The organism is Streptomyces showdoensis (assembly GCF_039535475.1).
In the GTDB taxonomy this organism is placed as follows: domain Bacteria; phylum Actinomycetota; class Actinomycetes; order Streptomycetales; family Streptomycetaceae; genus Streptomyces; species Streptomyces showdoensis.
Window position 1 is genome coordinate 376,894 of the sequence record NZ_BAAAXG010000026.1, and the last position, 13,440, is coordinate 390,333.

Consider the following 13,440-nt stretch of genomic DNA (forward strand, 5'->3'; position numbering starts at 1 on the left):
CCGGTACGGATCACGGGGGGTCGCACATGTCGGACGCGGGCAAACGCAAGGGCTTCACGGGCGCGGCGCTCGCACTCGTGGGGATCCTCGCGGCCGGGTGCACGAGCCCCGGCGGCAGCACCGGCCCCGGCGGCAGCGGGGCACCGGACCGTTCGGCCTCCGCCGCTCCCCCGGCGACCGGCGACGGCAAGCCGTCCGGCGGGCTGCCCGCCTCGCTCACCGGGCAGCGCCCCGACTGGAAGCGCTGCGCCGCCCCCGAGGGCGGCGAGGCGCCCGGCTCCGCCTGGCGGTGCGCGGACGTCCGGGTGCCGCTCGACTACGACAAGCCGGACGGCGAGACCATCCCGGTCGCGCTGATCCGCAGGGAGGCCGGGGACAAGGACCGGCGGCTCGGGTCGCTGCTCTTCAACTTCGGCGGCCCCGGGGCCTCGGGCGTCGACATCCTGCCCCGGGCGGCGAGCGGGTACGGCAGCCTCGGCCGCCGCTACGACCTGGTCGGCTTCGACCCGCGCGGGGTCCGGCGCAGCGCCGGCGTGGTCTGCCGGGACGACGCGGAACAGGACGCCGCCGAGCGCACGGTGGACGCGACCCCGGACACGGCCGCCGAGGAGAAGCGCTTCCTCGACGACGCCACCGCCTTCGGCGCCGGCTGCGCCCGCCGCTCCGGCAAGCTCCTCCCGCACACCACGACCGCCGACACGGCCCGCGACCTCGACCTGGTCCGCCAGGTCCTCGGCGACACCCGGCTGCACTACTTCGGCATGTCCTACGGGACGCAGCTCGGCGCCGCGTACGCGCACCTCTTCCCGAAGAACGTGGGGCGGTTCGTCCTGGACGCGGTCGTCGACCCGACCGCCGACAGCGTCGGGCACGCCCGCAACCAGACGATCGGCTTCCAGCGGGCCCTCGACAACTACCTGCGCTCCACCGGGCAGGACCCGAAGGCGGGCACGGAGCGGATCGTGCGGCTGCTGACGCGGCTCGACCGCGAGCCGCTGCCCGTCGGCGACCGGAAGCTGACCCAGTCGCTGGCGCTGACCGGCGTGGTCATGCCGCTCTACTCGCAGCAGAGCTGGCCGCTGCTCACCACCGCGCTGTCCAAGGCGGAGGGCGGCGACGGCAAGGACCTGCTGCGGCTCGCCGACTGGTACGACGACCGGGACGAGTCCGGCCACTACTCCACCCAGTCCCACTCCCAGCGGGCGATCTCCTGCGCCGACTCGGCCGAGCGGCCCACGGCCGCCCAGGCCCGTGCGCTGCTGCCCGAGTTCCGCCGGATCTCCCCCGTCTTCGGCGAGTTCCTGGCCTGGGACACGGCCGGCTGGTGCGCGAACTGGCCGGTGAAGGGCGCCGACACGACCCTGGACGTGAGCGCGCCCGGCGCCGCCCCGGTCCTGGTCGTCGGCACCACGGGCGACCCGGCCACCCCGTACGAGGGGGCCGAGCGGATGGCGAAGGCGCTGGGCCGCGGGGTCGGCGTGCTGGTCAGCAACAAGGGCGAGGGGCACGGGGCGTACGGCTCCTCGGCGTGCGTGACGCGGACGGTCGACGCGTACTTCCTGGACGGCAAGGTGCCGGCGTACGGCACGGAGTGCTCCTGACGGGCTGACGGCACGCGGAAGGGCCCGGACCTCGTGCGAGGTCCGGGCCCTTCCGGGTGGTCCTAGTAGACCGGCTTCTCGGGCTCGATCTGGTTGACCCAGCCGATCACGCCGCCGCCGACGTGCACGGCGTCCGCGAAGCCCGCGGCCTTGAGCACGGCGAGGACTTCCGCACTGCGGACACCCGTCTTGCAGTGCAGGACGATCCGCTTGTCCTGCGGGAGGTCCTGGAGGGCGGTGCCCATCAGGAACTCGTTCTTCGGGATCAGGCGCGCACCGGGGATCGAGACGATCTCGTACTCGTTCGGCTCGCGGACGTCGATGATGTCGATGTTCTCGCCGTCGTCGATCCACTCCTTGAGCTGCTTGGGAGTGATCGTGGAGCCGAGCGCCGCCTCCTGGGCCTCCTCGGACACGACGCCGCAGAAGGCCTCGTAGTCGATGAGCTCGGTGACGGTCGGGTTCTCGCCGCAGACCGCGCAGTTCGGGTCCTTGCGGACCTTCACCTGGCGGTACTGCATCTCCAGGGCGTCGTAGATCATCAGGCGGCCGACCAGCGGGTCGCCGACGCCGGCCAGGACCTTGATGGCCTCGGTGACCTGGATGGAGCCGATGGACGCGCAGAGCACGCCCAGGACGCCGCCCTCGGCGCAGGAGGGGACCATGCCCGGCGGCGGGGGCTCCGGGTAGAGGCAGCGGTAGCAGGGGCCGTACTCGGACCAGAAGACCGAGGCCTGGCCGTCGAAGCGGTAGATCGAGCCCCACACGTACGGCTTGTTGAGCAGCACGCACGCGTCGTTGACCAGGTACCGGGTCGCGAAGTTGTCGGTGCCGTCGACGATCAGGTCGTACTGGCTGAAGATGTCCATCACGTTCTCGGCTTCGAGCCGCTCTTCGTGGAGGATCACGTTCACGTACGGGTTGATGCCGAGGACCGAGTCCTTCGCGGAGGCCGCCTTGGACCGGCCGATGTCCGCCTGGCTGTGGATGATCTGGCGCTGCAGGTTCGACTCGTCGACCTCGTCGAACTCCACGATGCCGAGCGTGCCGACACCGGCCGCGGCCAGGTACATGAGGGCGGGCGAGCCGAGGCCGCCCGCGCCCACACAGAGCACCTTCGCGTTCTTGAGCCGCTTCTGCCCGTCCATCCCGACGTCCGGGATGATCAGGTGGCGGGAGTACCTGCGGACCTCGTCAACGGTGAGCTCGGCAGCCGGCTCGACCAGGGGTGGCAGCGACACGGAGACCTCATCAATACTCTGGTCGGTATTTCACTACGGTGGTTCTGTCGACAACACTGCCACGGCCCTTCTCATTCCGAGACACCCCGTCCGATACGCGAGACGATTTCGTCCCAGTAGCCGGGCAGCGTGTGGAATTGGTCGCTTTGTCCCGGCAGTCCGCGGCGGTCGGTGAAGAAGACCGTCGCCGCCCCCTGCCAGCGGGCGATCCGCAGCGCCTCCTCCAGATGGGTGCGGGGCACCCCGTGGACCAGGTGGACGAACTTCCCCGCCGGGTGGTCGGCCGTCCACTCCGCCACCTGCGACCAGCGGTAGTCCGCCCAGGCCCCGGAGAAGGTGACCAGCTGGTCGGCCACCTCCGCGTAGCCGGGGTACGGGTGGGTTCCGTGGCCCAGCACGAGATGGGCCGCCCGGTCGCCGCGCTCCCCGTCGAGGAGCGCCTCCAGCGTCGCCGAGATCCGCCGCACCGCCGGCAGGTCGGCCCGGTCGGCGGGGGCCCGGTCCAGGTAGAAGCCGTCCGCCTTGTACCAGTCGAGGAAGCGCTGGGCGTCCGAGACGACCTCGCCGAACGGGCGCGAGCCGTGCCGCAGGTCGATGTGGCCGAGCACCCGGACGCCCGCGTTGCGCAGCTTCCCGGCGGCCTCAAGACAGTGCGGGTCGGGCCGGGCGCCGGGCCCCTCGGCGACGTTCAGGACGGCCCAGTGGACGGGGGTGCCGGGGCGGGTGAGCTCGGCCCACTCGACGGGGGCGAGCAGCGGGTGGGCGTAGCCGGGGACGCCCACGCCCATCGCCAGGGCCGTGCCGGTGGCGGCTAGATGCGGCATGCCGCCTCCATCCAGATGTCGGCCAGCGACTCCTCCAGGTTGATCCGCGGCCGCCAGCCGAGCCGGTCGCGGGCGGTGCGCACGTCGGCCTGCTGCCAGGGTCCGCAGCCGTCGGGGTACGGGAAGGGGGCGGCGGCCAGCTGCTCCGCGATGGTCTCGGTGCGCGGGGCGCCGATGACCGGGCGCGGCGGCGGCCCGTCCAGCTCGTGGAGGGTGCCGGCGAATCCGGCGACGCGGGCCAGCACGGCGGCGGCGTCGCGGAGCCGGACCGCCCGGCCGGTGCCGATGTTCACGACGCCCTGGGCGGCGGAGAGCGAGGCCGCGTGGACGGCGCGGGCGACGTCCCGTACGTCCACGAAGTCGCGCTGCACGCCCAGGCCGCTGAGCTTGAGCTCGCCGTCGCCGGCCTGCATGGCGCGGCGCATGGCCTCGGCGAGCCGGCCGAGCGGGGAGCCGGCCGGGGTGCCGGGTCCGACCGGCGAGAACACCCGCAGGACGACCGCGTCGAGGCCGGAGCCCAGGACGAGTTCGGTCGCGGCCAGCTTGGACACGCCGTACGGGCCGCCGGGGCGGGGCACGGCGTCCTCGGCGGTGGACGAGCCGGGCTGGCTGGGCCCGTACTCGGAGGCGCAGCCGACCTGGACCAGGCGGGCGCCGCAGCCGCTGCGGCGCAGGGCCTCGCAGACGGTGGCGACGGCGACGGTGTTGTGCCGGGTCAGCTCCCGGGCGCCGCCGCGGGTGGCGCCCGCGCAGTTGACGACGACCCCGGGGTGGACGGCGTCGAGGAAGCGGGTCAGGGCGCCGGGGCTGCCGGTCGCGAGGTCGAACCGTACGTCGGCGTCGTCGCCGCGGCCGAGGGCGGTGAGGTGCACCGCCGGGTCGGCGAGCAGCCGGTCGGCGACGAAGCGGCCGATGAATCCGTTGGCTCCGAGCAGCAGCACCCTCATCGTGCGGCCCCTTCGTGCCGACCGGCCGTGGTGTCGGGTTGGCGCGTCATGTCTCTTGGGTCTCCTTGGGATGGTCCAGGTACGGGGGGCGCGCCCGCGGCGTCGGCTCCGCGGGTGCGCCGGGTGGGGGGTCAGCGGGCGGTGGCGTGCGCCGAGGCCCGGGAGAGGGCGGTGGTGGCGTGGGCCAGGAGGGCGAGGGCCGCGGCGCCGCACACGAGGGCGGGTACGGCGGCGGGTCCCCAGGTGTCGACGGCGGCGCGGACCGGGGCGTCGAGGAAGCCGCAGCCCGGGAGCCGGGCGGCGAGGACGAGGGCGAGGGCGAGGGCCTCGGCGGCACAGGCGGCGGCGAGGGCGTGGGCGGCTGCCTCGGGCGGGCCGTGCGCCGTGAGGAGCCGGGCGAGCAGCAGCAGGGCGCCGAGGGCGAGCGCGCCGGGGCTGAAGCCGGTGAGGGCGAGGAGCCCGGCGAGCAGGACGAGGGGCAGGGCGACGGTGGAGAGCAGCAGCGGGCGGACGCCGGCCGCGAAGTCGGCCAGGCCCCGGCTGGCGGCGAGCCGGCGGCGGGCCCGGACGGCGAAGAGCCGGGCGCACCAGGCGGCGGGGGCGACGGCCAGGGAGAGGGCGAGCAGCGGGCCGGTGTCGAGGATCCAGGCGCCGTCGGCCGGACCGGTGCGGGCGCCGGGGACGACGAGGGTCCACGCGCCGTCGGGGCCGCCGGTCAGGAGCTGGTCGAGGAGGCCGTCGCCGGCCACCGCGTAGGCGAGCAGCCAGAGGGTCCACAGGCGGGCGGCGGGGGCGGTGCGGCCCTCGGCGTGCAGGGGGCCGCGGCGTACGGCGACGAGGAGGGCGGCGGCGAGGCCGAGGGCGCCGAGCGCGCCGACCGCGCCGCGCAGCGGCCCTTCGGTGAGGGCGAGGCCCGCGGTGGCGAGGGCGGCGACGGCGCCGGGGGCACAGGCGGCGAGCGCCCAGGCCGCCGTTCCGCCGGGGGCGGCCGGTGCGGGTGCGGGGCGGGCGGGTGGCGCCTCGCCGCGGGGCACCCGGGCGTAGAGCTCCTCGGCGAGCGAGAAGACGTCCCGGTGCCGGAAGCGGGCGGCGGTGCGGTCGGTGACGCCGTGGGCTTCGAGTCCGGCGGCGATCTCCAGGGGGTCGACCGCCCGTTCGCACAGCTCGCGGTGGCGGTGCATCAGGGCCTTGACGGGGTCGGCGGTGGCGCGCCGGGGGGCGCGGGGGCCTAGCGCGGGGGCGGGCTGCTGAATCGCTTCGGCGGGGGCGGCCGTGACCGGGAGGGCGAGGGCGGCCGGGACGGCGGCCTGGAGCAGGGCCTCGGAGCGGGGGTCCCAGGGGCCCGGGCTGGTGGGTGCGGCGGGGCCGCGCATGGGTGTGCCTCCTTCAGGCATCGGGGTCTCCCGTACCGGCCGCGGCGGTGACCGGCTGGTCCGCCCAGCTGCCCGGCAGGTACGCCTCGGCGGGGTGCGCGAAGGGCACGGCCCGGGCGGTGCGGCGGCACACCGGTGCGCGGGAGAGGAGTTCGAGGTAGATGCCGCGGAACGCCGCCAGGTTCTGCTCGACGGTGAACAGCTCCAGGGCGCGGGCGCGGGCCGCGGCGCCGAGGCGGTGGCGGCGCTCGGGGTCGCGCAGCAGCGCGAGGCAGGCGTCGGCGAGGGCCTTGGGGTTGCGCGGGGGGACGACGAGTCCGGTGCCTCCGATGACCTCGACGACGGCGCCGACGTCGGTGGAGACGGTGGCCCGTGCGCAGAACATCGCCTCGACGAGGCTCACGGGGAAGCCCTCGACGACGCTGGACAGGACGACGACGGCGCTGGAGGCGTAGGCCTCCTCCAGGGTGGGGGCCTCGGGGCCGCCCAGCTCCTCGAAGGAGACCGGGTTCTCGCCGACGGCGTGCCGGCCGGCGGCCTCGTCGGGGAAGAGCTGCTCGGCGAGGTTGCGGCAGTGCGCGAGGTACCCGGCGGCGCCGGGCTCGCGCGGCGGCGCGGCGATGATCCGCAGCCGGGCGTCGGGCTGCCGGCGGCGCACGTCGGCGAAGGCGTGCAGCAGGGCGATGAGGTCCTTGGCGGGTTCGGCGCGGCCGATCCAGGAGAGGGTCGCCGGGTCGCCGCTCTCCTCGTCCTCGCCGACCTCGGCGAAGCGGTCGGCGGGCATGCCGGGGTGGACGGTGCGGAGCTTGGCGCGGTCGGCGCCGCACCGTTCCTGCCAGCGGCGGGCGTGGGCGTTGCCGGGGGTGAGGAGGTCGGCCCGGCGGTAGACCTCGGCGGCGAGCCGGCCGTGGAAGGCGGCGAGCAGGGCCCGGACCGGGGTGGCGAGCGGGGCCTCGGCGGCGGCGAGGTAGTGGGCGCGCAGCTGGACGCCGTACTCCGTGACGAGCAGCGGGGTGCCGAAGAAGCGTTTGGCCAGGAGGCCGGGGAGCGCCGCCGCCCCGGCGGAGGCGGCGTGGCAGAGGTCGGCCCGGCCGAGGCCCGCGCCCTCCTCGTCGTACCAGTCCAGGGAGAGCGGGCGCAGGGCGCGCTCCAGCCGGTCCAGGAAGGCGAGGTGGTCGGGGACGGTGGCGGCGGCCAGGCCGCGGCGGGCGCCGGGGGCCCGCCCGGCGGACTCCAGGACGCGGACGGCGGCCTCGGAGCGGAGCGCGGAGCGCAGTCCGCCGCGGGAGCGGGCGAGTTCGGCGAGCCCGTAGAGCCCGGCGGCGAAACGCTCGGCGGCGTCCCCCGCTTCCCCGGAGCCCCCGGCGCCCGCTGCTTCCCCGGCCCCGGGGCCCGCGGCGCCGGGCCCCGCGGCGCCGGGCCCGGTGGGCGGCTGCTCGGCGCAGATGCCGGCGGCGAGGTCGCGGAAGGCGGTCTCGAAGCCGCGGCGTTCGCGCCGCCCGTAGCCGCGGCCGTCGTCCTCGGGCGCCCAGAGCGAGGCGGTGCGGACCTCGCGGACGTTGGGCGGGAGGGGCAGCCGGGCGCCGGACTCCTGGCGGGCGTCGCGGCTGAGGGCGTAGACGTCGAACTCGTGCGGGGCGAGACCGCGGACGAGCCGGTCGCACCAGAGCCCGGACTCACCCGAGGCATACGGATAGCCACTCTCCGTGAGCAGTCCGATCCGCATGAGCACACCCCCGATCTCCCGTGACGCGGCCACCTTTCGGTCCGGTGACCCGCAGCGGGAAGAACGTAAGCGGATATGCCGGTGGCGCGACGGACGGTTGTCCGTCGCGCCACCGGAAGGGGTGAATGCGCGTGACTTTCCCACCTCGGTAGCGTTCCGTGGCGCTACGGAGTGGTCAGGTCACCCTGGGTCAGGCCGCGGCGGGCTCCCCGACGAGGTTCCGGCGCCGCTCCCGGCGCTCCGCCGCGAGCACCGGGTCGAGCGAGGGGACCGCCGCCAGCAGGCGCCGGGTGTACGGGTCGCGGGGCGTGCCGTACACCTCCTCGACGGTGCCCTGTTCGACGACCCGGCCGCCGCGCATGACGGCGACCCGGTCGCTGACCTGCCGCACCACGGACAGGTCGTGGGCGATGAAGACGAGCGCCAGGCCGAGTTCGGCCTGGAGGTCGGCGAGCAGCGCGGTGACCTGGGCCTGGGTGGTGACGTCCAGGGCCGAGACGGGCTCGTCGCAGACGATCAGGCGCGGTTCGGCGGCGAGCGCGCGGGCGATGCCGACGCGCTGGCGCTGGCCGCCGCTGAACTCGTGCGGGTAGGCGTCGTAGCGGTCCGGGTCGAGCCCGACCCGGTCGAGGAGTCCACGCACCCGGGCCCGGATCCGCGTGTCGTCCAGGACGCCCGCCACGCGCAGCGGGTCGGCGATGGACTCGCCCACCGAGCGGCGCGGGTTGAGCGAGGAGACGGGGTCCTGGAACACCATCTGGAGCTCGCGCCGGTGCGGGCGCAGTTCCTTCTCGGACAGGCCGCCGATCTCCGTACCCCCGTAACGGAGTCCGCCGGACGTCGGGTCGAGGAGCCGGACCAGCATCCGGCCCAGGGTGGTCTTGCCGCTGCCGGACTCGCCGACGACGCCCAGCGTCTCCCCGGCGCGCACGGTCAGCGACACGCCGTCGACGGCGGTGAACCGGTCCTTCCCGCGCCCGAACTCCCGGCGCAGGCCGACGGCTTCGAGCAGCGGCTCGCCCGGAGCGACGGCGCCGGGGCCACCGGTCCCGCCGGTCCTGCCGGTCCTGCCGGGGCCACCGGTCCCGCCGGAGTCGGCGGAGTCGGCGGAGTCGGCGGGCGCCGCCGGGGCGGGGACCGTGACGGCGCGCGCCGGTCCGTCGAGCCGGGGCACGGCCGCGAGCAGTTCGCGGGTGTACGGCTGCGCGGGAGCGGCCAGCACCCGGGCCACCGGCCCGCGTTCGACCTCGCGCCCGCCGCGCATGACCAGGACCTCGTCGACGCTCTCGGCGGCCACGCCCACGTCGTGGGTGACCAGCAGCAGGCCGGTGCCGGTCTCGCGGCGCAGCTCGTGCAGCAGGTCGAGGATCTGGGCCTGGACGGTGACGTCGAGGGCGGTGGTCGGTTCGTCGGCGACGAGGAGCTTCGGCGCGCAGGCGAGGGCCATCGCGATGAGGGCGCGCTGGCGCATGCCGCCGCTGAACTCGTGCGGGCGGGACCGGGCGCGGCGGGCGGCGTCCGGGATGCCGACCCGGTCGAGCACCTCCACGGCGCGGGCGCGGGCGGCCTTGCGGGATCCGGGGTGGTGGATCCGGTACACCTCGGCGATCTGGTCGCCGATCGCGTAGTACGGGTCGAGCGCGGAGAGCGGGTCCTGGAAGACCATCGCCGCCACGCCGCCGCGCAGCCGACGCAGTTCGTCCGGTCCGGCGGCGCCGACGTCGATGCCGTCGACGGTGACCCGGCCCCCGACGGTGGCGCCGGTGCCGTGGTGGAGCCCGAGGAGGGCGCCGGCCACGGTGGACTTCCCGCTGCCGGACTCGCCGACGAGGGCGAGCGCGCGGCCGGCCCCGAGGGTGAAGGACAGGTCGTCCACGGCCCGCACCCCGCCGTCGAACGCGACGGTGAGGCCCTCGACGGTCACCAGCGGAGCGTCGGGCGCGGGGGCGTCGGTGGGGCTCATGTCAGGACCACCCTTCGGTCGGCGACGGCGTAGAGGAGGTCGGCGACGACGTTCGCGACGACCACGGCGAGTCCCATGAGGAGCACGACGCCCACGACCACCGGCAGGTCGATGTGCCGGACGGAGTCGATGAGGGTCTTGCCGAGCCCGGGGATGCCGAACAGCGACTCGGTGAGCACGGCGCCGCCGAACATCGTGCCGAGGTCGAGGGCGCTGAGCGCGATCACGGGCGGCACGGCGCCGCGCAGGGCGTGCCGGGTGACGACGGCCCGCTCCCCCACGCCGTACGCGCGGAAGGTGCGGATGTGGTCCTCGGCGAGCGTCTCCAGGGTCGCGCTGCGGGTCATCCGGGCGTACTTCGCGGACTCGAAGAAGCCGAGGGTGAGCCAGGGCAGCAGCATGTTCCAGGCCCACTGCTCGGGGTCCTCGCCGAGCGGTACGTAGGTCGGGAAGGGCAGCCACTGGAGGTAGGCGCAGACCGCCATGAGCAGCAGCAGGCCCAGGATGAAGACGGGCGTGCCGGTGCCGGCGAGGGTGAGCACGGTCAGGGTGCGCTCGGTGAGCCCGCCGCGGCGCAGCGCGGAGAGCAGTCCGGTGCCGACTCCGACGACCAGCCAGATGACCATCGCGCCGAGCGCGAGGGAGGCGGTGGCCGGGAGCCGCTCCAGGAGGACCTGGGTGACCTGCTGGTCGTTCTGGTACGACAGACCGAGGCAGGGCGCGTCGCAGTGCAGGACGCCGGTGCCGGTGGAGTAGTCGCGGCCGGCCACGATGCCCTGGAGGAAGTGCAGGTACTGCACGAGGACGCCGTCGTTCAGGCCGAGCTGCTCGCGGACCTGGGCGACCTGCTGCGGGTTGCAGCGCTCGCCGCAGGCGAGCCGGGCGGGGTCGCCGGGCACGAGGTAGAACAGCCCGTAGACGAGGGCCGACAGGACGAGCAGGACGAGGGCGGCGCCCGCGAGCCGCTTCAGGATGTAGCGGGTCATGAGGTCTTCTCCTTGCGGGCCCGCTTGGCGCGGGCGGTGCCCACCGAGAGGCGGCTGGCCTCGCGCGGGTCCAGGGCCGTCCGGACGGCGTCGCCGAGCACGGTGAAGGCGAGCACGGTCACGAAGAGCAGTCCGGCGGGCAGCAGGACGTACGCCGGGTCGGCGCGGAACCAGGTCTGCGCGGTGGACAGCATCTGTCCCCAGGACGGGGTGGGCGGGGTGACGCCCACGCCGAGGAAGGAGAGCGAGGCCTCGACGACGATGTTGGTGGGGACGAGGATCGCCGCGTAGGTGATGACGGGCGCCGCGAGCGAGGGGATCAGTTCGCGCCGGGCGGTCCGCCCGCGTCCCGAGCCGGCCAGCCGGGAGGCGGCGACGAAGTCGAGGCTCTTGAGGGTGAGGGTCTGGGCGCGCACGATCCGGGAGGTGCCGGCCCAGCCGAGCAGGCCGATGACCAGGATCAGCAGCAGCGGGCGCGGGAAGTCGCGCGGTACGACCGCGGTGAGCGCGATGGCCAGGACGAGGAACGGCAGGGCGACGAACACGTCGGTGATCCGGCCCAGGACGGCGTCGACCCAGCGGCTGCCGAGACCGGCGGCGAGGCCGACGAGCAGTCCGATGAGGATCTGCACGGCGGTGGCGCCGACGGCGACGAGCAGCGAGATCCGGGCGCCGTACAGGAGGCGGACGAACAGGTCGCGGCCGGTGCCGGGCTCGACGCCGAGCCAGTGGTCGGCGCTGATCCCGCCGAAGGAGCCGTACGGGACGCCGCCGCGGGCGGAGTCCACGAGCTCGTCGTGGTACGTGTGCGGGTCCTGGCCCGCGAGGGCCGCCAGCAACGGGGCGGCGAGGGCGAGCAGGACGAGCAGGGCGAGCACGGAGGCGGCGGCGAGGGCGGAGGGCCGGGTGCGCAGCCTCCGCCACACCTGCCGGGCGGCGCCCGTGGCGGGGGTGACCGCCACGGGCGCCGACACGTCGGACGGTGAGCTGAGCGAGGTCACTTGACCGCGACCTGCGAGATGTCGAGGACGCCGGTCCAGTCGCTGATGACGACGTTCTTGATGTCCTTGCCGACGAGGCGCTTGTAGACAGGGTGGAAGAGCGGGACGTCGAGCGCCTGCTCGCCGATCTTCTTGTCCAGGGCGCCCCAGCGGACGGCGGCGGCCTGGAGGTCGGTCAGCTTGTTGATCTCGTCGATCTCCTTGTTGACCGCCGGGTCGTTCAGCTGCGCGTGGTTGTAGTTGGAGCCGTTGGTGACGATCTGGCGGCCGTCGAAGATCGGCGCCAGGAAGGGGCCGCCGGCCGGCCAGTCGGCGCCCCAGCGGGAGAGGAAGAAGCCGGGCGCGTCCTTGACGCTCCAGCGCTTCTCGTTGAAGGAGTTGGGCTCCTGGCCGTCCAGCTTGACGGTGATGCCGGCCTTGGCGAGGGCCTCCTGGACGGCGGTGGCGACCTCGGGGCTGGTGGCGCGGTTCTGGGCGGTGGAGTGCAGCAGGGTGACGGTCAGGCCGTTCGGGTAGCCGGCCTCCTTCAGGACCTGCCTGGCCTTCTCCGGGTCACCGGTCTTGCCGGCCGGGAAGTGGTCGTACGGCGTGAAGCCGAAGGACTTCTGCTCGGGCAGGAAGGTGGTGGCCGCCTCGGCGAGCGCGGAGCCGCCGGCCGCGTTGACGACGCTGGTGCGGTTGATGGCGTAGGAGATCGCCTGGCGCACCTTCGGGTTGTCGAAGGGCTTCACCTTCGGGTTGAAGGCGAGGTAGTTGGTGTAGCCGAAGTGGCCGGTGCCGACCCGGGCCGCGAGCTCCTTGTCGGAGCCGACCTGGGCGAGCTCGGCCGGGCCGAGGTTGGTGTCGGTGGTGACGGCGGCGGCGTCGGCGCCCGCGGAGGTGGAGAGCCGCTGGTTGATGACGGCCTCGTCCAGGCCCGACTTGACGTCGATCGTGTCGGGGTAGGCCTTGCGCTCCTCGTCGGTCTTGGGGTCCCAGTGCGGGTTGCGCTCCAGGACCAGGCGCTGGCCGTCGTTCTCGTTCTTCACGACCTTGTACGGGCCGGAGGAGACCGGGTGCTCCTCGTACTTGGCGCCGGTGTCCTTGGCCTTCGGGACGGGGGCGAACTGGGTCTGGGTGGCGACGAAGGGGAACTCGCCCTCGGGCTTCCTGAGCTTGAAGACGATGGTCTTCGCGTCGGGGGTGACGATCGACGCGAGGCCCTTCTTGTCCTTGTAGGGGCCCTGGTAGCTGTCGCCGCCGACGAGCCAGTCACGCAGGTAGGGGGCGCCGCCCGAGAGCTCGGCGGCGAAGGAGCGCTCGATGCCGTACTTGATGTCGGCGCTGGTGATGGGCGTGCCGTCCTCGAACTTCAGCCCGTCCTTGAGGGTGTACGTCCACTCGGTGGCGTCCTTGTTGGGGCGGCCCGTGTCGGTGGCGAGGTCGGGGACGACCTGGGTGCCGGCGGCGCCCGCCTCGCGGTTGCGGGTGGTGAGCGTACGGAAGACGAGGGAGGGGACGTTGCCGCCGCCGGAGGTGTAGAGGCGGGCCGGGTCGAAGTCCTCCTGCGCCTCGGCGTTCAGGACGGTGAGGGTGCCGCCCTTCCTCGGGCCGCCCTCGGCCTTGCCGGAGGCACCCTTTCCACCGGCGTCCTGCGGTCCGGCGCAGGCGACGGCGCCCGAGGCCAGGACGAGACTGACGGCGGCCGCTGCCGCGCGGCGCGAGATGACGGACGGTTGACGCATGGGAAGGAAGCCTCTCGGAGTGAACTGCGGTGAACTGCGGGAAAGGGCAAGGGA

10 protein-coding genes are annotated in these 13,440 nt (G+C 74.6%); 1 reads left to right on the plus strand and 9 read right to left on the minus strand.

The window, feature by feature from the left end; genetic code table 11:
* The first annotated feature begins 26 nt into the window (after positions 1–26).
* Positions 27–1,601 (plus strand): alpha/beta hydrolase, encoded by a 1,575-nt coding sequence (locus ABD981_RS14205; protein WP_046910972.1) that lies wholly within the window; start codon positions 27–29, stop codon positions 1,599–1,601.
* A 62-nt stretch (positions 1,602–1,663) separates the two neighbouring features.
* Here the strand turns inward: ABD981_RS14205 and moeZ are convergent, their stop codons facing one another.
* From moeZ to ABD981_RS14250, 9 genes are all read right to left on the minus strand, one after another.
* Entirely contained in the window at positions 1,664–2,842 is a 1,179-nt protein-coding gene (gene moeZ, locus ABD981_RS14210) for an adenylyltransferase/sulfurtransferase MoeZ (RefSeq protein WP_046910971.1), read from the minus strand.
* A 71-nt stretch (positions 2,843–2,913) separates the two neighbouring features.
* A complete protein-coding gene (locus ABD981_RS14215; RefSeq protein ID WP_046910970.1) occupies positions 2,914–3,666 on the minus strand; it encodes a spherulation-specific family 4 protein in 753 nt (250 codons plus the stop codon).
* Positions 3,654–4,613 (minus strand): NAD-dependent epimerase/dehydratase family protein, encoded by a 960-nt coding sequence (locus tag ABD981_RS14220; RefSeq protein ID WP_046910969.1) that lies wholly within the window; start codon positions 4,611–4,613, stop codon positions 3,654–3,656. Before ABD981_RS14220 ends, ABD981_RS14215 begins: the two co-directional genes overlap by 13 nt.
* 131 nt (positions 4,614–4,744) lie before the next feature.
* Positions 4,745–5,986 carry a hypothetical protein gene (locus tag ABD981_RS14225; RefSeq protein ID WP_046910968.1) on the minus strand — a complete coding sequence of 414 codons (1,242 nt, stop codon included), beginning with the start codon at positions 5,984–5,986 and terminating at the stop codon, positions 4,745–4,747.
* A 13-nt stretch (positions 5,987–5,999) separates the two neighbouring features.
* Positions 6,000–7,712: a DUF3492 domain-containing protein gene (locus ABD981_RS14230; protein WP_046910991.1), complete on the minus strand. Its 1,713-nt coding sequence runs from the start codon at positions 7,710–7,712 to the stop codon at positions 6,000–6,002.
* A gap of 190 nt (positions 7,713–7,902) precedes the next feature.
* Positions 7,903–9,675 carry an ABC transporter ATP-binding protein gene (locus ABD981_RS14235; RefSeq protein WP_046910967.1) on the minus strand — a complete coding sequence of 591 codons (1,773 nt, stop codon included), beginning with the start codon at positions 9,673–9,675 and terminating at the stop codon, positions 7,903–7,905.
* Positions 9,672–10,661, minus strand: a complete 990-nt coding sequence (locus ABD981_RS14240) for an ABC transporter permease (protein WP_046910966.1) — start codon at positions 10,659–10,661, stop codon at positions 9,672–9,674. Before ABD981_RS14240 ends, ABD981_RS14235 begins: the two co-directional genes overlap by 4 nt.
* Positions 10,658–11,662, minus strand: a complete 1,005-nt coding sequence (locus tag ABD981_RS14245) for an ABC transporter permease (RefSeq protein ID WP_205628283.1) — start codon at positions 11,660–11,662, stop codon at positions 10,658–10,660. Before ABD981_RS14245 ends, ABD981_RS14240 begins: the two co-directional genes overlap by 4 nt.
* The gene (locus tag ABD981_RS14250; protein WP_046910965.1) at positions 11,659–13,386 is read right to left on the minus strand and encodes an ABC transporter substrate-binding protein; all 1,728 of its coding nucleotides are present in this window, start codon (positions 13,384–13,386) and stop codon (positions 11,659–11,661) included. The genes ABD981_RS14245 and ABD981_RS14250 overlap by 4 nt, the downstream gene beginning before the upstream one ends.
* Positions 13,387–13,440: the final 54 nt, after the last annotated feature.

Excerpts from the sequence above, each read along its gene's own strand:
- ABD981_RS14250 (WP_046910965.1), bottom strand. The coding sequence starts at position 13,386 with ATGCGTCAACCGTCCGTCATCTCGCGCCGCGCGGCAGCGGCCGCCGTC.
- ABD981_RS14235 (WP_046910967.1), bottom strand. The coding sequence starts at position 9,675 with ATGAGCCCCACCGACGCCCCCGCGCCCGACGCTCCGCTGGTGACCGTC.
- ABD981_RS14215 (WP_046910970.1), bottom strand. The coding sequence starts at position 3,666 with ATGCCGCATCTAGCCGCCACCGGCACGGCCCTGGCGATGGGCGTGGGC.
- ABD981_RS14240 (WP_046910966.1), bottom strand. The coding sequence starts at position 10,661 with ATGACCCGCTACATCCTGAAGCGGCTCGCGGGCGCCGCCCTCGTCCTG.
- ABD981_RS14230 (WP_046910991.1), bottom strand. The coding sequence starts at position 7,712 with ATGCGGATCGGACTGCTCACGGAGAGTGGCTATCCGTATGCCTCGGGT.
- ABD981_RS14225 (WP_046910968.1), bottom strand. The coding sequence starts at position 5,986 with ATGCGCGGCCCCGCCGCACCCACCAGCCCGGGCCCCTGGGACCCCCGC.
- ABD981_RS14205 (WP_046910972.1), top strand. The coding sequence starts at position 27 with ATGTCGGACGCGGGCAAACGCAAGGGCTTCACGGGCGCGGCGCTCGCA.
- ABD981_RS14220 (WP_046910969.1), bottom strand. The coding sequence starts at position 4,613 with ATGAGGGTGCTGCTGCTCGGAGCCAACGGATTCATCGGCCGCTTCGTC.